Source organism: Methanocaldococcus villosus KIN24-T80 (assembly GCF_000371805.1).
GTDB lineage: Archaea > AGJL01 > Methanococci > Methanococcales > Methanocaldococcaceae > Methanocaldococcus > Methanocaldococcus villosus.
Window position 1 is genome coordinate 308,773 of record NZ_AQUK01000001.1, and the last position, 19,088, is coordinate 327,860.

At 30.2% G+C, this 19,088-nt stretch carries 19 protein-coding genes and 2 tRNA genes; 13 read left to right on the forward strand and 8 right to left on the reverse strand.

All coding sequences use genetic code 11. The features are described from left to right. Positions 1-741: 741 nt before the first annotated feature. The 6 genes from ilvC to METVI_RS0101750 all read left to right on the forward strand — a co-directional run bounded on the left by ilvC (position 742) and on the right by METVI_RS0101750 (position 3,696). Positions 742-1,728 carry a ketol-acid reductoisomerase gene (ilvC, locus tag METVI_RS0101725; protein ID WP_004590328.1) on the forward strand — a complete coding sequence of 329 codons (987 nt, stop codon included), beginning with the start codon at positions 742-744 and terminating at the stop codon, positions 1,726-1,728. A 22-nt stretch (positions 1,729-1,750) separates the two neighbouring features. After that, positions 1,751-2,149 carry a secondary thiamine-phosphate synthase enzyme YjbQ gene (locus METVI_RS0101730; RefSeq protein ID WP_017980974.1) on the forward strand — a complete coding sequence of 133 codons (399 nt, stop codon included), beginning with the start codon at positions 1,751-1,753 and terminating at the stop codon, positions 2,147-2,149. Position 2,150: 1 nt separating this feature from the next. Next, positions 2,151-2,729: a flavodoxin family protein gene (locus METVI_RS0101735; RefSeq protein ID WP_026152857.1), complete on the forward strand. Its 579-nt coding sequence runs from the start codon at positions 2,151-2,153 to the stop codon at positions 2,727-2,729. 71 nt (positions 2,730-2,800) lie between these two features. After that, positions 2,801-2,876 (forward strand) — tRNA-Gly (locus METVI_RS0101740). Between the two features lie 11 nt (positions 2,877-2,887). Further along, positions 2,888-2,960, forward strand: a tRNA-Gly gene (locus tag METVI_RS0101745). 58 nt (positions 2,961-3,018) lie between these two features. Further along, complete coding sequence (locus METVI_RS0101750) at positions 3,019-3,696, forward strand: KEOPS complex subunit Pcc1 (RefSeq protein ID WP_004590334.1); 678 nt, start codon at positions 3,019-3,021, stop codon at positions 3,694-3,696. On the opposite strand, the gene METVI_RS0101755 is transcribed toward METVI_RS0101750, so the two are convergent. The 6 genes from METVI_RS0101755 to METVI_RS0101780 all read right to left on the reverse strand — a co-directional run bounded on the left by METVI_RS0101755 (position 3,685) and on the right by METVI_RS0101780 (position 9,158). Then, the gene (locus tag METVI_RS0101755; RefSeq protein ID WP_004590337.1) at positions 3,685-4,449 is read right to left on the reverse strand and encodes a sulfide-dependent adenosine diphosphate thiazole synthase; all 765 of its coding nucleotides are present in this window, start codon (positions 4,447-4,449) and stop codon (positions 3,685-3,687) included. The genes METVI_RS0101750 and METVI_RS0101755 overlap by 12 nt on opposite strands. 12 nt (positions 4,450-4,461) lie before the next feature. Continuing rightward, positions 4,462-5,736: an isopropylmalate/citramalate isomerase large subunit gene (leuC, locus tag METVI_RS0101760; RefSeq protein WP_004590339.1), complete on the reverse strand. Its 1,275-nt coding sequence runs from the start codon at positions 5,734-5,736 to the stop codon at positions 4,462-4,464. 38 nt (positions 5,737-5,774) lie between these two features. Then, a complete protein-coding gene (locus METVI_RS0101765; protein ID WP_004590342.1) occupies positions 5,775-6,407 on the reverse strand; it encodes a formate dehydrogenase accessory sulfurtransferase FdhD in 633 nt (210 codons plus the stop codon). A gap of 183 nt (positions 6,408-6,590) precedes the next feature. After that, entirely contained in the window at positions 6,591-7,715 is a 1,125-nt protein-coding gene (locus tag METVI_RS0101770) for an NAD(P)/FAD-dependent oxidoreductase (protein WP_004590344.1), read from the reverse strand. After that, entirely contained in the window at positions 7,705-8,316 is a 612-nt protein-coding gene (gene trmY / locus METVI_RS0101775; protein WP_004590345.1) for a tRNA (pseudouridine(54)-N(1))-methyltransferase TrmY, read from the reverse strand. Before trmY ends, METVI_RS0101770 begins: the two co-directional genes overlap by 11 nt. After that, on the reverse strand, positions 8,313-9,158 hold the full coding sequence (locus tag METVI_RS0101780; RefSeq protein ID WP_004590346.1) for a PhoU domain-containing protein: 846 nt from the start codon (positions 9,156-9,158) through the stop codon (positions 8,313-8,315). Before METVI_RS0101780 ends, trmY begins: the two co-directional genes overlap by 4 nt. Before the next feature lie 115 nt (positions 9,159-9,273). Here METVI_RS0101780 and METVI_RS0101785 point away from each other — a divergent pair, with 115 nt between their 5' ends. The 4 genes from METVI_RS0101785 to METVI_RS0101800 all read left to right on the forward strand — a co-directional run bounded on the left by METVI_RS0101785 (position 9,274) and on the right by METVI_RS0101800 (position 13,466). Then, on the forward strand, positions 9,274-10,287 hold the full coding sequence (locus METVI_RS0101785) for a nucleotidyltransferase domain-containing protein (RefSeq protein WP_004590347.1): 1,014 nt from the start codon (positions 9,274-9,276) through the stop codon (positions 10,285-10,287). Continuing rightward, positions 10,275-11,897: a phenylalanine--tRNA ligase subunit beta gene (pheT, locus tag METVI_RS0101790; RefSeq protein WP_004590348.1), complete on the forward strand. Its 1,623-nt coding sequence runs from the start codon at positions 10,275-10,277 to the stop codon at positions 11,895-11,897. Before METVI_RS0101785 ends, pheT begins: the two co-directional genes overlap by 13 nt. A 135-nt stretch (positions 11,898-12,032) precedes the next feature. Further along, positions 12,033-12,302, forward strand: coding sequence for an ArsR/SmtB family transcription factor (locus tag METVI_RS0101795; RefSeq protein WP_004590349.1), 270 nt, complete (start codon positions 12,033-12,035; stop codon positions 12,300-12,302). Between the two features lie 63 nt (positions 12,303-12,365). Continuing rightward, positions 12,366-13,466, forward strand: a complete 1,101-nt coding sequence (locus METVI_RS0101800; RefSeq protein ID WP_004590357.1) for an OBG GTPase family GTP-binding protein — start codon at positions 12,366-12,368, stop codon at positions 13,464-13,466. A gap of 1 nt (position 13,467) precedes the next feature. Here METVI_RS0101800 and METVI_RS0101805 read toward each other — a convergent pair whose 3' ends face one another. After that, positions 13,468-14,583, reverse strand: a complete 1,116-nt coding sequence (locus tag METVI_RS0101805; protein WP_004590360.1) for an AAA family ATPase — start codon at positions 14,581-14,583, stop codon at positions 13,468-13,470. A gap of 109 nt (positions 14,584-14,692) precedes the next feature. On the opposite strand from METVI_RS0101805, the gene METVI_RS0101810 reads away from it, so the two are divergent. Both METVI_RS0101810 and METVI_RS0101815 read left to right on the forward strand, forming a co-directional pair. Further along, on the forward strand, positions 14,693-15,523 hold the full coding sequence (locus METVI_RS0101810) for an SDH family Clp fold serine proteinase (protein ID WP_026152858.1): 831 nt from the start codon (positions 14,693-14,695) through the stop codon (positions 15,521-15,523). Next, the gene (locus METVI_RS0101815) at positions 15,510-15,836 is read left to right on the forward strand and encodes a DUF192 domain-containing protein (RefSeq protein ID WP_004593800.1); all 327 of its coding nucleotides are present in this window, start codon (positions 15,510-15,512) and stop codon (positions 15,834-15,836) included. The genes METVI_RS0101810 and METVI_RS0101815 overlap by 14 nt, the downstream gene beginning before the upstream one ends. On the opposite strand, the gene afpA is transcribed toward METVI_RS0101815, so the two are convergent. Beyond that, positions 15,823-16,371, reverse strand: coding sequence for an archaeoflavoprotein AfpA (afpA, locus tag METVI_RS0101820; protein ID WP_017980977.1), 549 nt, complete (start codon positions 16,369-16,371; stop codon positions 15,823-15,825). The genes METVI_RS0101815 and afpA overlap by 14 nt on opposite strands. Before the next feature lie 72 nt (positions 16,372-16,443). Here afpA and alaS point away from each other — a divergent pair, with 72 nt between their 5' ends. Continuing rightward, complete coding sequence (alaS, locus tag METVI_RS0101825; RefSeq protein WP_017980978.1) at positions 16,444-19,086, forward strand: alanine--tRNA ligase; 2,643 nt, start codon at positions 16,444-16,446, stop codon at positions 19,084-19,086. Positions 19,087-19,088: the final 2 nt, after the last annotated feature.

The window sequence follows — 19,088 nt, forward strand, 5'->3', positions numbered from 1 at the left end:
AATTATTTTAGATATTTATTTTTATAGTTTTATGTTTAGTTTGTTTTTATTTTAGTTAGGTAAGTTCTAATTGTTTATATTTTATAATACAGTTGTGCGTTATATTTATAAATAATTTGCATAATCTTTCTTAACTTTATAAAGGTTTTAATAATTGGGTAGTAAGAAAAATCTTGTTGAAAAAGAAAGATTTATATAGGAGTTTTGGCGAATATAGTTAGTGATTGCATAGGGTTTGAATCGCTCATCCATTAAAACAAGGATGGAAACCCTACATCATTAAAATTAATCGTATACAACCTTTTACTGCCAAACGTTTGAATCGCTTATCCATTAAAACAAGGATGGAAACATGTTTATGTCAATATACAATATAATAACCGCTTTTTGTTTGAATCGCTTATCCATTAAAACAAGGATGGAAACATGTTTATGTCAATATACAATATAATAACCGCTTTTTGTTTGAATCGCTTATCCATTAAAACAAGGATGGAAACTATATGTTCTTTCCAAGATTCCTTCTTGTGCTAAGCGGTTTGAATCGCTTATCCATTAAAACAAGGATGGAAACTATATCTGTTTTATCACAGTTATTAGCTGTATAGATATTGTTTGAATCGCTCATCCATTAAAACAAGGATGGAAACTACAAAATAGAAGAATGTATTAAGCATAAAAGATAAATTATAAAAACATTAATATATTAACAAAACATTAAATCTAATTTTAGGTGATAGAGTGAAAATCTACTATGATAATGAGGTTAGTTTAGATGCTGTTAAGGACAAAGTTATTGCTGTAATAGGTTATGGTAGTCAGGGGAGAGCTCAGGCTTTGAATATGAGAGATTCAGGATTAAATGTTATTTTAGGCTTAAGACCCGATGGAAGATCTTGGAAAAAAGCTATAGAAGATAATATGAATGTAAAAACTATAGAAGAAGCTGCTAAAGAAGCTGATATTATACATATGCTTATTCCTGATGAAGTTCAACCTATAGTTTATAAAAAATACATTGAAAAACACTTAACAGAAGGAAAGACCTTAAGTTTCTCTCATGGATATAATATACATTATGGTTTAATAATTCCACCAGATAATGTTAATGTTACAATGGTTGCTCCAAAAGCTCCTGGAGTTAAGGTTAGAGAAACATATTTAGAGGGTTTTGGCGTGCCTGGATTGGTGGCTGTTGAACAAGATTATACAGGAAATGCATTAGATATTGCTTTAGGGATGGCTAAAGCTATAGGGTTAACAAGAGTTGGAGTCATAAAAACTACATTTAAGGAGGAAACAGAAACTGATTTGTTTGGTGAGCAAGTTGTTCTATGTGGTGGAGTAACAGAGTTGATAAAAGCAGCTTTTGAAACATTAGTTGAGGCAGGTTATTCACCAGAAATGGCATATTTTGAGACTTGTCATGAATTAAAGTTAATAGTTGATCTTATATACCAAAGAGGTTTAGAAGGTATGTGGCAAAGTGTCTCAAATACTGCTGAATATGGAGGATTAACAAGAAGAAAGAGAGTAATAAATGAAGAGTCTAGAAAAGCTATGAAAGAAATTTTGAAAGAGATACAAGAAGGAGATTTTGCTAAAGAATGGAGTTTAGAGAACCAGGCAGGAGCTGTTAAGTTAAATGCCTTAAGAAGATTAGAAAGAGAGCATTTAATTGAAAAAGTTGGTAAAAGGTTAAGAAAGATGTGTGGTTTAGAAAAATAAAAATATATTTTTTGTGATAAGTATGTTATTTACCTACACAGTTAGGAGTAAAAAAAGGGAAGAATTAATAGACATTACCAACCTTTTATTAGATGCTATAAAAAGATCAGGGGTAAATGAAGGTTTTGCTATTATCTACGCTCCACATACTACTGCAGCCATAACAATTAATGAAAATGCTGATCCAACAGTCAAAGGAGATATTATTAACTACTTATCTAAATTAATACCTAAAAACTACAATTATAAGCATTTAGAAGGAAATTCAGATGCACATATAAAAAGTTCTATTATTGGATGTTCAGAGATGATAATAATAAAAGATGGAAAGCCTATATTAGGCACATGGCAGGGTTTATTTTTTGCAGAATTTGATGGACCAAGAGAAAGAAAAGTTTATATAAAAATTTTTGAAGGGTGAAATTTTGATATTAGGTATAAGTGGTAGTCCTAGAGAAGGAAATACAAGTTTTTTAGTAAAAGAAGCTTTAAAAGCTGCTGCTAATGAAGGGTTTGATACAGAATTTATAAGTTTAGCTAAAAAAGAAATGAATCCATGCATAGCTTGTAATGTTTGTAAAGAGACAGGTCAGTGTCAAATAATAGATGATGTAGAGGATATATTAAATAAAATGAGAGAGGCAGATGGTATTATTATAGGCTCTCCAGTTTATTTTGGAGGAGTTTCAGCTCAATTAAAAATACTTATGGATAGGTCAAGGCCTCTTAGATATGGTTTTCAGCTAAAAAATAAAGTTGGTGGAGCTATAGCTGTAGGAGCTTCAAGAAATGGTGGTCAAGAAACAACTATTCAGCAAATTCATAACTTTTTCTTGATACATTCTATGATTATTGTTGGGGATGCTGAACCTACAGCACATTATGGAGGTACTGGAGTAGGTAAAGATCCTGAAGATTGTAAAAATGATGATATAGGTTTAGAAACTGCAAGAAATCTTGGAAGAAAAGTTGCTGAAGTTGTAAAATTAATTAAGAGATGAACATATTTAAAATTATGAAATAGAAAAGTTTATATATACCTTTTTAATATTATATATCTTGCTCATTAGGTGCGGCCTTGGTGTAGCCTGGTAACACACGGGCCTGCCACGCCCGGACCCCGGGTTCAAATCCCGGAGGCCGCACCATTTTGTTAAGGGCGCCGGTGGTGTAGCCTGGTATCACTCTGGCCTTCCAAGCCAGCGACCCGGGTTCAAATCCCGGCCGGCGCATCATATTTATTTTTAGAACATTATATTAATAAAGTTAAATGCATAAATTTGTGAGATAATGTGGGTTATTTTTGATTTAAATATTGATATTCCTAAAGAGGTAAGTAGAAGTTTAGAAATTGACAATTATAAAGAAAATAGCTTTGAAATAACATTAAAAAATAATAATTTACACATAGAAACACATTCTATTGGTTCATTAAAATCTATATTAGATGATTTTTTTAGATGCTTAACAGCAGCTATAAAAGTTTATGAAATAGCTTGTGATTATAAAATAAGAAATGTAACTGAATCTGACTTGGAAAGCTTCTTATCTCTCTATTATAAGGCATATAAAGGATTTAAAAAATACTATTATAAAACTGAAAGATGGGCTAAGTGGTATTTTAAGTGGTTAATGAAAAGAGATAAAGATGGATTTTTTATTATTGAGTATAAAAATAAACCTATAGGATTTATAGCCTGTGATTGTAATTGGGAAAGTAAAATAGAAAAGAAAAAAGTTGCTGAAATCCATGAGATTTTTGTAGATCCAGATTTTAGAGGTAGGGGGATAGGAACAATGTTAATAAATAAAGCTATAGAATATGCCAAAAAAAGGGGTAGAGATGTTATAGAACTTTGGGCAGGAGTTGAAAATGAACAGGCTAAAAAGTTTTATAAGCACTTAGGATTTGAAGAGAAAGAGAAAGTAAATGATTGGGTAAGATTTGTTAAAAGATTACAGTTTTAATTTTTCCATTATTAACTCAGCACACTTCTTTCCAGATAAATACATCCCCCCAAATATAGCTCCCATTCTATGCCCACCAAAAACAGCATTTGCAGCCATACCACATACAAATAAGTTAGGATAAACTTCTTTTGTGTTTTCTAATAATTCATTTTCTCCTTTTTCAGCCCACATTGACCTTTCTCCCTCAAGATTCAACTTTAACTTATTCTTCCTTATTAAGATATTTACCACATTTGCCTCATGACCTGTTGCATCAACAACAACTTTACTTTTGATAGCTAAAGGATCTATGTGCAAGCCAGCTCTTTCTATAGCATAGCTATTAATAACCACTCCATTAACTTCATGATCTCTTACTATTAAATCTTCAACAACCACTCCTGTTAATATCTTTGCTCCATCATCAATAGCTTTACATGCAAGCTTAGCAGGAACTTCAACAGAGTCTGCAACATAATACCCTTCCATTTCTTTTAATTTAACACCACATTCTTCCAATATCTCATTAGCTGGAGGTTCAATGACAATATAAGGAAATCCCATTCCTCCTCCCCATGTGCCGCCTCCAAAAGCTAAATGTCTTTCCAATATTAATGTCTTATAACCATTTTTAGCTAAATATCTACCACATGTTAATCCTGATGGCCCTGCTCCTACAATGACTACATCAACTTCAATATTACTTAACCACATTTCAAAAGAAGATTTTAAAATAACTTTAGTGATCTTAACCTCATCTGCTTTTAACATTTTTTCCCTCCCTTATAAATCTCTTGGGTCTACTATTTCTCCTTTTACTGCACATGCTGCTGCTGTTATTGGGGATGCTAAATAAATTTCAGCTTTTAATGATCCTTGCCTACCTCTAAAATTCCTATTAGATGTTGAGACACACACTTCATAATCAGCAAGAACTCCATAAAGTGAGCCCATACAAGCAGAACATGAAGGGTTTGTTACAACACATCCATGCTTTAAAAACTTTTCTATTACTCCAGCTTTTAAAGCTTTTAAAAACTCTTCTCTTGATGCAGGAGTTACAATAACTCTAACATTATCTGCTATTCCTCCATGTTTATCTATAAAATCAGCAGCCATTTTTAGGTCTTCAAATCTACCATTTGTACATGATCCTATAAAGACCTGATCTATCTCTTTTCCAGCAACTTCTCTTACAGGTTTTACATTATCTACATTATGTGGGCAAGCTACAACAGGTTCTATTTTATCAGCTTCTATGTCAATTATCTCTTCATATTCAGCATCTTCATCAGCTTTCACTACTTTAAATTCTCTTTCAGTACCATGTTTTTTCATGGCCTCTTTAACATAGTTTATAGTTTTTTCATCAGGCTCTATAATTCCTGTCTTACCACCCATCTCTATAGCCATGTTAGTCATTGTCATTCTTGAAGCTATAGACATATTCCTTACAGTTTCTCCTCCAAACTGACAGGCCTTATAAACAGCTCCATCTACTCCCATCTCACCTATTATATATAAAATTACATCCTTAGAGGTTACAAACTCTTTCAACTCTCCATTAATGTTAAAGTATATTGTTTCAGGAACTTTAAACCATAGTTCTCCTGTAGCAAAAACATGAGCCATGTCTGTACTTCCAATACCTGTAGCAAAAGCTCCAAAGGCTCCGTGTGTGCATGTGTGAGAATCTGCCCCTACTATGACCTCTCCAGGAGCTACAAAACCTTTTTCTGGTAAAACTTGATGACAAACTCCTTCTCTTATATCATAGAAATATTTTATATTATGTTTTTTAACAAAATTTCTCATTAGTTTATGATTCTCAGCAGCTTTTATACTATCTGCAGGAACTTGATGGTCAAAAAGAATAACAATCCTTTCATTATCCCAAACTTTTTCTATATTATGCTCCCTAAGAACATTTACTGTTAATGGCCCAGTAATATCATGAACCATTGCTCTATCAATTTTAGCCATAACAATATCTCCAGGAGAAACCTCTTTTTTACCTGAAGCCCTTGCTAGTATTTTTTCAACAATTGTCATACCCATTTATCTCACCAAGATTATTTATAGGTTAATTTATAGATTTATAGGTTATAAATATTAAACCTCCCTTCCCTTGCAAATCCTATTAATGTTATATCTCTCTCTTTAGCTAATTTAATAGCTTTATCTGTAGCAGGAGACTTTGATATTATCACTTTTATCCCTGAGTTTGCTGCTTTCTTGACAATACTTTTAAAAATCCTGCCACTAAATTTAAGGATAATATTGTTATAGTTATTTAAATAAGCATAACCTATAACTTTATCTACAGCACATGACCTACTTATATCTTCTATGAGTGTTATAAACTTTCCATTATTGTTAAAAATACTTGCCCAATGAAAACATCCTGTTAATTTCCAATATTTTAACTCTAAATTATAATTTATAACCCTTTTTATAACATCTATGTTAGGTTTTTTAATACACAAATCTCTAATCTTTTTGCTACCAAAAACTAATATTTTTTCATTATCAACTAAAACTTTATCTATCTCATTAACATAACCCTCACTTATAGCATGCCCTATAGCAAATTCTTTTATATGAGAAGGGGATATTGAGAATGTGCCTATAAATTTATTATTAATAAAAAGCTCATACTCCTCTTCAATAGCAATAATATCCTCTTCTTTATTTAAATTGCTATTTATTATTTTAATTTTTGTTATCATAATTTCCCATTAGTAAAGTATATATATAAAATTTGGATATATTAAACATCGGGGTGGGCGTGCAACGCTAACCATCTTTGGGGTATCCTACATCTACACACGTCCTCTGCTGGGAGGGAACCCGAAAGGGACCTCCCAGCATAGGTTTTTATTTTTTAATAGTATATATTCATACATATAAATTTATAAAATCTCTTTTATAAGCTTTAAACCCAAACTTAAACCTAAAGACTTTAAAACTTTTAAAGCAATTATACTCTGTTTTTCCATATCCCCATATTTGTTTATATAATCAACAAGATCACTATCTTTTATTCTCTTTATTATCTCATCTATTGTCTCATTACCCATTTTTAAAAATAGTTTTCTAATCATTAATGATGTTTTTAACTCCTCTCCAAATTCCTTTCTCCATTCTTTATCATACCTTCTTAAATCTCCACTACCATTTAAATACTCATTTATTACCCTACCTGCAATTCTTCCACCTAAAGAACCATAATATATCCCCCCACCACTCAATGGTTTTACATGACAGGCAGAATCTCCTACCAATAATATGTTATCCTTAACAGTCTTTTTTAAATACCCAATAGGTAATGCTCCAACAGAAAATTCTACAATAGAAGTGTTTTTGAACATCTCACTTTTATTATTTATAAATTTTAATAATTTATTATATCCTCCACCTTTATCTAATAATCCCACCCTAACCCTATCCTCCTCTAATGGTATTATCCAAACAAAAAAATTTTCAGAATATCTTTTATCTAAAAAAATATGGACAAAATCATCATCAATATTTTTAACATTAACCATCTCAAATTGGCATGCAGATAGCACCTCTCTACCTTTTAATAACCCTAACTTCATTCCTGTCCTAGCTCTTACACCTTCAGCAGAGACAATAACTTCAGGTTGAATTTCTATAACTTCTCCCCCATGTTTTATAATAACCTTATTTTCCTCCACTTCAGCATAAGATTTTAAAAGAATATCACACTTTTTAGCAGCTTTTATAGCAATATCTTTATCCATAACTTTTCTTTCCATTACATAAGCCATATCTTTTTCACTTTCAATTTTTAAAGTATTTTTAATTGTATGTATATATGCTCCTCTAACTTTATTAACAACTCCTTTAGGTTTTTCTAAAGATTCATAACACTTCTTACTAATAATCCCTGCACACTGTAAAGGAAAGCCAATACTCTGATGCTCTTCAACAATTAATACATCTCCTTTAATTTCCTTAGCTGTTATATTTCCTATAATACCTCCACCAATAACAACAACATCATATTCCATACTCTAACCTATCTAAAATATTATGTATTATAACAATACAGTGATTGGCATGTAATTCTAAAGGAGATAGTGAAATTTTAATAGCCTTATCTTCTAAAAATTCTTCATCCTCTTTAGTTAATCCAATGTGATCTCCTAAAATAAAAACAGGATTTTTTATCTTAACCTCATAAACATCTTTTCCATTTTTATGTAAATAATAAATATTTTTTCCTTCATTAATCTTCTCTAATACTAAATCTTTAAAATCAATTCTCCTTACATAAATTCCAGGGGTTGATTCATTCCAATATTTTTTCTCCTCTTCAGATAACTCTTCAAATTTTTTTATAGCCTTTTTTATAAATATAGCTATATTCCTCTCATCTGGGGAAACTTTTTTTAATTCATTTCCAACAAACTTTATAGCTATTGGTGGATTTGGAGGACCATATAAGATAGAATAGAAAATAACATCCCTTCTTATATCATGTGAGAGAAAGAGAGAATCACTTACACATCTACAAACTAAATCTAACCTCCCACAACTCCCAGGCAAGTCTTTTAAATTTATGTTTGAGGAGGTTATTGTTTTATTTGCCTTAAAAATAAATTCTCTCATGCTCTACATCTCCTTAATCTTTCAGGTATTGAACTTTTTGGGATGTTATGATATGCTTCCAAAGCTGTATCAACTATATTAACACACCTATCCCCAAATCTTTCTATATCCTTTAAAAACATTCCAAACTGAATGTAAAAGTTTATATCATCTTTTTTGTTTTTTAAAACAAGATCTAATAGTTTATCTAATCTTCTATGTAATTCTTCTTCTAGTCTGTATATTTTTGTTTCTTTCTTTTTAGTTTTAACTACCTCAAAAGCTTCTTTTAGCATCTCCCTTAATATATTAAATATTTTTTCCACTTCATCCTCTATAGTCTCATCTAATTTTAGGCCATTAACAATTTCTTCAGCTATGTTAGCTAGATAATCACCTAATCTCTCTAAATTAGAGGCTATAATAATGAAAGCATTAGCATAAGATTCTGGCAAGTATTTAATAGAACTAATCTTTAATAACATTTTTACTTCTTCTTCCATCTTATTTAAAGCATAATCTTTCAATATAACCTCTTCAGCTATTTTTTTATTATTCTCTTTTAAAGCCTTATAAACAGAATCTAACTCATTTAATAAAACTCTCTCCATGTTTTCTAAAATCTCAATAATATTTTTCATAACATAAAATTCATCAAAATCTAAATTTATTTTATGTAGTTTTTTTAAATCTACAACATATGGATGCTTTACAACCCCTTCATCTATTAATGGTTTTAAAAGCTTTGCTACATATCTCCTACTTATTCCCAATTTTTCAGCAATCTCATCTTGTGTTTCTGGTTCTTCTTCAATAATTACTTTTATTATCCCAGCTAATGTTGCTGATTTTCCTCTTAACATTTTATCCCCTAAAATTCCTATTTTATGATTACTAGGGATGTTTTCATATATAAATATTTAACAAAATCTTAAATACCAAATTTAAGAATTTTCAACAATAACAATAAAATGGGTTTTGAGTATGAAAATAAGAACTTTTATAGAAACTGTTGAAGGAATGTACTTTGCAGTTGTTAGCTATGTCCATCCAAAAGATAGGATAATAGCATTCTTGAGGTATGTTCCTTATGAATATGTAGATATTCCTGTTGATAAGAGTAATATAAGAGAAATTAATGGAAAAAAATATGTAAAAATGGCAGACAGTGATTTAGCTTATAAATTTTTAAGGGAGAAATTTAGTGAATACTTATTTTATGATGAAGTAAATGATATCCTTATCCATGCTGTTCCAAATGATAGGATAAAAAATATTTTAAAACCAGAAGATAGATTAAAAGAGATTTTAGAAAATAGTAGGAATGCTTTAGAGGAGAAGTGTAGAAAGTTAGCAATAATTTTAGAGGATTATGGTGTTAATTTAAATAAAGCTGGAGTTACAGGGTCTCTTTTATTAAAACTAAATAATCCTAACTCTGACATAGATTTTGTTGTTTATGGGGAAGAATTTAATAAGGCAAGAATGGCTTTAAAAGAGGCCATAGAAGATGGAAAAATAGAAGCTCTAACATTAGAATTTTGGAAAAAAGCTTATGAGAAAAGAATAAAAGATAATAGTTTAACCTTTGAAGAGTTTATTTTCCATGAAAAAAGGAAATACAATAGAGGGGTTATAGATGGAACAATGTTTGATTTGTTATTTGTTAGAGATAGAGTTGATGAAAAATATGGAGAAAAGAGGTATAAAGGATTAGGATACATTTCTATAGAAGGAAAGGTTTTAGATGATAAATTAATCTTTGACAGCCCTGCTGTTTATAAAATTGAATGTTATAATGATAAAGAAATTAAAGAACTCTGTTCTTTCACACACACTTATGCAGGACAGTGTTTTAAAGGAGAAGAATTTATAGCAAGAGGAAAATTGGAAGAAGTAATAACTAAGAAAGGAAATTATAAAAGAGTTGTTGTAGGAACAAAAAGAGAGGCTTACAATGAATATATAAAGGTGAAAAGATGCCTACAGTAAATGTCAAAAAATATGACTTAGAAAGGCTAGTTAATATGCCTTTAGATGATAAATTTATAGAAGATAAGTTTCCAATGATGGGTGTAGAAGTAGAAGAGATTAGGGAAGAGGAAGGTGAGAAATTAATATCTTTTTCTGTCAATCCAAATAGACCTGATTATTTAAGTGTTGAAGGGTTAGCAAGAGGTTTTAGAGGATTTATTGGTATTGATCCAGGGATGAGTAAATATGATGTTGAGAAAAGTGATGTGAAACTCTATGTTGAAAATGTAAAAACAAGGCCTTATATAGCTATGGCATTAATAAAAGGGATAGTTATTGATAACTATGTTTTAGAGAGTATAATAAATCTTCAGGAAAAACTTCATTGGGTTATAGGAAGGGATAGAAAAAAAGTAGCTATTGGAATTCATGATTTTGATAAAGTAAAACCTCCATTTTATTATAAAGAAGTTGATAATATCTCATTTGTTCCATTAGGATATAATGAAGAAATGAGTGCTGAAGAAATATTAGAGAAACATGAAAAAGGAATAAAATATAGACATTTGATTAAGGGCAAGTATCCTATAATTTTAGACAGTGAAGGGAATGTTTTATCATTTCCTCCAATAATAAACAGTGAATTAACAAGGGTGACTGAAAGAACAAGGAATCTATTAATAGATGTTACTGGGACTGATAAGGTTGCTGTTGAGAAAACATTAAATATATTAGTAACAGCATTAGCTGAAAGAAAATATAGCAAGATTCATAGTGTTGAGGTCATTGGAAAAGAAAGAGAAATTTATCCAAAGCTGAAAGAAGAAACAATTGTGGTAAATCCTGATTATATTAATAAAATTTTAGGAACAAAGCTACAGCCAGGAATTATGATAAATTATCTAAGAAGGGCTAAGTTAGATGCAGTATTTAGTGAAAATAAGCTTATTGTTTATATTCCTCCATATAGAGTAGATATCTTCAGTGAGGTTGATATTGCAGAGGAAATTGCTATAGCATATGGATATGATAAATTTAAAGGAGTTTATCCAGAAATTGCTACAATAGGGGAGTTGGATAAATTAGAAAAGAGATGTGATTTTATAAGAGAAATTATGATAGGTTTAGGATTTTATGAAGTTATTAATTTAATACTAACCAATGAAAAAGTGTTATTTGAGAAAATGAAATTAAAAGGAGATTATATAGAAGTGTTAAAACCAGCTTCTATAGAGCATAGGATTTTAAGAACCTCCATTCTACCATTAATTATGGAAACCTTAAAAATTAATGAACATAAAGAATTACCAATAAAAATTTTTGAAATAGGAGATTGTGTTATATTAGATGGGAATAGAGTAAGGGAAATTAAAAAAATAGCTGGAGCAATAATGAGTAATGAAACAAACTACAGTGAAATAAAAAGTCATGTTGAAGCTCTTTTAAGAGAGTTAAGGATAGATTATGAAATAGATAGATATGATCATCCATCATTTATTAAGGGTAGGTGTGCTAAAATAATAAAAGATAAAAGAGTAATTGGCTACTTTGGAGAAATCGATCCAGAGGTTTTGACCAATTTTGATTTAGAATTTCCAGTGTCTGCTTTTGAACTTCTTATAGAATAGATTTTTACATATTTTAAGAATAATTTTTCATAGTAAATTATTTATATTAGTTTAGTAAAGTATATATTCCAAAACCTATATTAAAGAATATGCATTTATTCTAATATTTTTTGAATAGAATTTAAAGGTGATAGAATGGAAAAATACGAGAGGGCTGCAGAGGTTTTTAAAGCTTTTGGAGACCCAACAAGGTTAATGATATTAAAACTATTAGCAGAAAATGGAAGTATGTGTGTTTGTAAGATCATAGAAGAATTAAAAAAACCACAGCCTACTATTTCCCACCATCTAAATATTTTAAAGAAAGCAGGAATAGTTAGAGCAAGAAAAGAGGGAACTTGGAACTTCTATTATATAACAAATGATAAGGTTAAAGAGATAATTAAATTAGTAGATGAGTTATAGGGTTAGCTTTTTTTAAAATTAATCTTAAATTTTAAATTCTTACTCTTTTTTAGGTGATCATAATTGAATGTTGAAGAAGAAATTAGAAGAATAGAGGAAGAATTGAGGAGAACTCCTTATAATAAAGCTACACAAAAACATATAGCTAGATTGAAAGCTAAATTAGCAAAACTTAGAGAGCAGGCACAGGGAAGAAAAAGTGGGGGTGGAGGAAAAGGTTATGCTGTTAAAAAAAGTGGAGACGCCACAGCAGCTTTTGTGGGATTTCCTTCAGTAGGGAAATCTACTCTTCTAAACAAGTTAACCAATGCTAAGTCTGAAGTAGGGGCATATGCTTTCACAACATTAACTATTGTTCCTGGAATTTTAGAATATAAAGGGGCAAAAATTCAACTCTTAGATGCCCCTGGAATTATAGCAGGAGCTTCAGCTGGAAAAGGGAGAGGTACAGAGGTTTTATCAGCTGTTAGATCAGCTGATTTAATTTTACTAACAGTAGATATCTTTACCTTAGACCACCTCCCTATAATTGAAAAAGAACTTTATAATGTAGGTATTAGGTTAGATCAAAAACCGCCAGATGTAAAAATAAAAATTAAAGATAGAGGAGGAATTTCTGTAAATTCTACTGTTCCTTTAGATATAGATGAAGATGAGATTAGAGCTATTTTAAATGAGTATAAGATACACAATGCTGATGTTATTATTAGAGAACCCATAACTGTAGAACAATTTATAGATGTTGTTACAGGTAATAGGGTTTATATACCATCTTTAGTTGTGGTTAATAAGATAGATTTAGCTGATGAAAATTACATAAAATATATTGAAGAGCGGCTAAGAGAATTTGGGAAGGATTATGTGCTTGTTTCAGGTAATAAGGGTATTAATTTAGATCTATTAAAAGAGAAAATTTATAATAAATTAGGGTTTATAAAAATATATTTAAAACCACAGGGTAAAAAGCCAGATTTTGATGAACCTTTAATAATGAGAAAAGGAGCTACTGTTAAAGATGTTTGTGAAAAACTTCATAGAGATTTTGTTAAAAACTTCAGATATGCATTAGTTTGGGGAAAATCTGTTAAGCACCCTGGACAAAGGGTTGGATTAGATCATAAGTTAGAGGATGAGGATATATTAACTATTGTTATAAAAAGATAATTTAAATATATAAATGATGAGGAGCTTCTTTTCTTTTCTCTAATATCTTTTTTAAAGCCCATTCTAAGTCTTCTTTACTAACATAATTCCTATCTTCCAAAATAGCCCTATGTAAAGCTGGTTTTAAGAACTTTTCTTTAATATCTCTACCACTGAAACCTTTTGTTTTATCAACAAACTCTTTTAAATTAGCTTTAACAGGTATTGGCATCTTTTTAGCATATAGCTCCATTATTTTTAATCTCTCTTCATCATTTGGTAATTTAAACTCTATTTCTTCCTCAAATCTACTTCTTAAAGCAGGATCTAACATTGATGGATTATTGGTAGCTCCAATAGTAACTACACCTTCATGTTCTTTTATTCCATCTAATTCAGTTAATAGTGCATTAACAACTTCAGATACATCTCCTCTTAAAGACTGATATTCCCTACTTAACCCTATAGCATCCAATTCATCTATAAATATAATGCATGGAGCTGATTCAGAAGCTTTCTGATAAAGTTCCCTTATCATCTTAGCAGCATCACCAACATGCTCCCCTATCAACTCTGGAGCTTTGACCAATAAGAAAGAGGAATTTGTTTCAGTAGCTAATGCTCTAGCCATTAATGTTTTTCCAGTTCCTGGTGGGCCATAGAAAAGTATATTTTTAGGAGCCCATTCTCCAAAGAGTTTTGGATTCTCTAAATATTTCATAATAATCTTACATTTCTTTTTAGCTTCCTCCTGCCCTATTATCTCATCAAATCTTGCTTTTTTAAAGTGTGTTCTAATAATCTTTTTTGGTGTTTGCAATTTAAAAACTGTTTCACTTGTAATCATACCTCCTTCTTTTGGATAAGTTGAAACTACTTTAAATGCATAGTCAGGTAAGATAGAGTTATCAAATAGATAATCCCCTTCTTTAACAATCTCTCCTATCCACTGGTCTCTTGCATAGATATTAAATAAAACTGGATCATCCGTGGTGACTCTAACATTTTCATTACTGACTTTAATTGGAAATCCTACAGGTTCTAAAACAACTAATTTTAGAGATGGAATGGGGTCTTCATAAGTTTTGATTTTAGAAAAAGATTTTATTTTTAAAGGATTGATACTTATTTTACTCACATCTCTCACCAAATAAAAATTAATTATTTAGGGTTAATTTATATATCTACAATGAGATATTAATAACTTTCTAATACATATATAAAAATATATCGATAAGGTTGAAAACATGAGTCTTGACTTGTTTTTCTTCCTACTCTTCATGTTCCTTTTCTTATATCCAGAGTTGATGTGGAGATATAGAATAGTGAGAAGGTTAAAATGTATAAAAGATTTAGAAAGAGAGAGGAAAAGTAGAGTAATTGCTATGATTCATAGGCAGGAAGTATTATCATTTTTAGGAATTCCTATTTATAAATATATAACTATAGAGGATAGTGAAGAGATACTTAGGGCAATAAGATTAACTCCTGAAGATATGCCTATAGATCTAATCATCCACACCCCAGGAGGAATAGCATTAGCAGCTGAGCAGATAGCTTTAGCATTAAAAGAGCATCCTGCTGAGACAAGGGTTATTATTCCTCACTATGCTATGAGTGGAGGAACATTAATAGCATTAGCAGCAGATAAAATCATAATGGATAAAAATGCTGTCCTTGGGCCAGTTGATCCTCAACTTGGACAGTATCCTGCAGTTTCTATCTTAGAAGCATACTGTATGAAAGGAGAAAAGCTTAATGATGAAACTTTAATATTAGTTGATATTGCTAGAAAAGCTATTAAACAGATGGAAGAGTTCGTATATAATTTATTAAAAGATAAATATGGAGAAGAGAAAGCTAAAAAAATAGCTAAAATATTATCTAATGGGAAATGGACACATGACTATCCTTTAACTGTACAAAAATTAAAAGAAATTGGAATTGAAGTAGATACAAATGTTCCAAAAAAGGTTTATGAACTCTTAGATCTATATCCACAACCAAGAGGAGCAAAACCATCTGTTTATTATATCCCTATCCCATATAAAAAAGAGGGGAATAATGAAAAAGATTAAAATTGGAGAGTTAGAGTTTGAAGTAATAATAGCTGATAATATTATAAAAAGGGCATTGGGTTTAATGTTAAGAGATATTAAAGATAAGGCTATGCTATTTTTATATAAAAGAAGAAAAGTGTCTATCCATACATTTTTTATGTTCTACCCAATAGATGTAGTTTTTATTGATAATTATAGAGTTGTTGATGCTGTTAGATTAAATCCTTGGAGCTACTATAAATCAAAAGAGTATTCAACAGCAATGTTAGAATATAAGTGTAGGGAAATTGAACCAAAAAAATTAATAGGAGAAATAGTTATTTTTTATTAAGATGCTCTAATATCACTTTCTCAATATCTTCTACATTATCTATAACATATATCCCATCCATTTCTCTAAGCTTATTGACATTTTCTACATCTTCTTTTCTAATGTAAAGCTTTAATTTCTTACCTCCAGGAATTATAGTTTCTATCTCCCCAACTCTATTATCTGGGGGAAAAATATAAACAGGAACTTTAGCTTTAACTGCCTGAGCTACAGAGTTTGTTATTAATGTATCAGCAATACAGTGAGCAATTTTAGCCACAGTATTAGCAGTAGCTGGAGCTACTATAAAGAGGTCATATTTTCCAGTTTGTAATTTTCCAGGTAAAAATGGAGCATTTGCATCTACTTCAACTCTCACATCATAAAACTCGTCTTTTAAAAGATCCCAAAGTTTATACCACTTTAAAACAACTTTCCCACTTTTTGATGTATATACATCAATATCTAAATTATATTTATTTTTTAGTTTTATCATAAGATTTACTACCTCTTCTATCTTATCTCCACAACCAGTTATTCCCCATGCAATTTTCATATCTATCACCAAAAATTTTAAAACATAAATTAAGATATCTTAAGCTTACATAAATAAGTTTAGGTGAAGAAAATGAAAGTAAAACTATTTGAAGATTTGGGATTTAAAAGGCAAAAGTGTGAAAAGTGTGGAAAGTATTTTTGGAGTATTGAAGAAAAGGATATTTGTGATGACTGTGATAAATATTCTTTTATTGGTAAAAAGGTGACTAAAAAATCTTTTGATTATGATGAGATGGTTAAGGAGTTTATAAAATTTTTTGAAGAACATGGTCATAGACATATAAAAAGAGCTCCTGTTGTAGCAAGAAGATGGAGAGATGATATATTATTAACAATTGCTTCAATTGCTGTTTTTCAACCATGGGTTACTAAAGGGCTTATTAAACCAAAGGCTAACCCTTTAGTAATAGCTCAACCATGTATAAGATTAAATGATATTGATAATGTAGGTAGAACAGGAAGGCACTTAACATGCTTTACCATGGGAGGCCATCATGCATTTAACACCCCTGAAAACTACATTTATTGGCAGGATGAAACAGTTGAACTTTGTTATAAATTTTTTAAAAGATTAGGTATAGATGAGAAAAAAATAATATTTGTTGAAAGTTGGTGGGAAGGAGGAGGAAATGCTGGACCATGTTTTGAAGTATTAACTCATGGTGTTGAATTAGCTACATTAGTTTTTATGCAATATGAAAAGATTGAGAATGATTATAAAGAAATTCCTTTAAAAATAGTTGATACAGGATATGGAATAGAGAGATTTGTTTGGATTTCACAAGGAAAGGAAACAATATATGATGCAATATTTGGAAATATAGTTGAGAAATTGAAAAAGGAGGTAGGGGTTGAGGAGATAGAAAGAGGGATATTAAAAAATATAACTGAACTTTCTGGAATTATGGATATAAGTGATGCTAAGGATCTTAGAGAGTTAAGAAAAAAGGTAGCTGAAAAAGTAGGAATGGATGTAGAGGAGTTAACAAGATTGTTAGAGCCATATGAAAATATATATGCTATTGCTGATCATACAAGAGCTTTAGCATTTATGCTTGGGGATGGGATAGTTCCTTCTAATGTTCAAGAGGGGTATTTAGTTAGAATGTTGATAAGAAAAACACTAAGACATATGGATAAGCTTAACTTATCTTTACCAATAACTGAAATAGTTAGAATGCAACTCAACAGTTTAAAATCCCTATATCCAGAGCTTTTAGAGATGGAAGATTACATTATGGATGTTTTACAAATTGAGGAGAGAAGATATAGAGAGACTCTGAAAAGGGGAGAGGGAATAGTTAGAAGATTGTTAAAGAAAAAAGATATTTCTTTAGATGATCTAATTGAACTTTATGATAGCCATGGATTGCCTGTAGAAATTGCTAAAGAGATATTAAATAAATATGGGAAAGATATTGATATCCCTGACAACTTTTACACACTAATAGCAGAAAGACATGAACATAAGAAAATAGAAAAGAAAAAAGAAAAACTGCCTGAAGTTGATGTTCAAGAGACTGAGCTATTATTTTATAAATATCCAAATGATAAAGAGTTTGAAGCAGAGATATTAAAAATTGTTGATAATTATGTGATACTTGATAGAACACTTTTCTATCCAGAAGGAGGAGGACAAAAGGCAGATAAAGGAAAAATAATAAAAGGAGATAAGGAATATGAAGTTATAGATGTTAAAAAGGAAAATAATATTGTATATCATAAACTTAAATCTGTTGAAGGATTAAAAGAGGGAGATAAAGTTAAGGGGGTTATTGATTTTGAAAGAAGATTAACATTAATGAGGCATCATACAGCAACACATATTGTTAATGCCGCATGTCAAAGAGTTTTGGGCAAGCATGTTTATCAAGCTGGATCAGATGTTGATGTTGATAAAGCAAGGTTAGATATTACACACTATAAAAGAATTAGCAAAGAAGAGTTAAAAGAAATAGAAAAGTTAGCCAATGAAATTGTTCTAGGTAATTATAAAGTTGAATCAGTATTTATGGATAGAAATGAGGCTGAAGAGAAGTTTGGATTTAGAATATATCAAGGTGGTGTAGTTCCAGGAGATGTGTTAAGAATTGTGATGATCAAAAATGATGAGCTAATAGATGTCCAAGCATGTGGTGGAACACACTGCCAAAATACTGGAGAAGTTGGAATGATAAAGATTATAAAAACTGAAAGAATTCAGGATGGTGTTGAAAGATTAATTTATGTCTCTGGTTTAAGAGCTTTAGAGTATGCTAACACTTTAGAAGATATATTAGATAAAAGCTCTAAAATATTAAGATGTTCTTATGAAGATTTACCAAAATCTTTAGAAAAAATATTTGAAGAAAACAAAGAGCTGAATAAAAAATTAGAAGAGATGAGAGAGAAATTAGCTGAACTAAAAAAATATGAGTTGTTAGATAAATTTGAAAAAATTGGAGATTATGAAGTTTTAATTGAGTGTGTTGATGCCGAACCAAAAGACTTGTTAAGCTTAGCTGACAACTTAGCTATTGGAAATAGAATAGTTATTTTAACAAATAATAAAGGCTTTATACTATGTAAAAGAGGGGAAAAAGTTGATGTTAGTATGAATGAATTAATTAAGGCTATAGCCAAAGGAGGAGGAAAGGAACATTTAGCACAGGGAAGATGTGAGAGAAAATTAGAGGAAATAAAAGAGATAGTTAAGAAATTTTTAAAAGAGTAAAA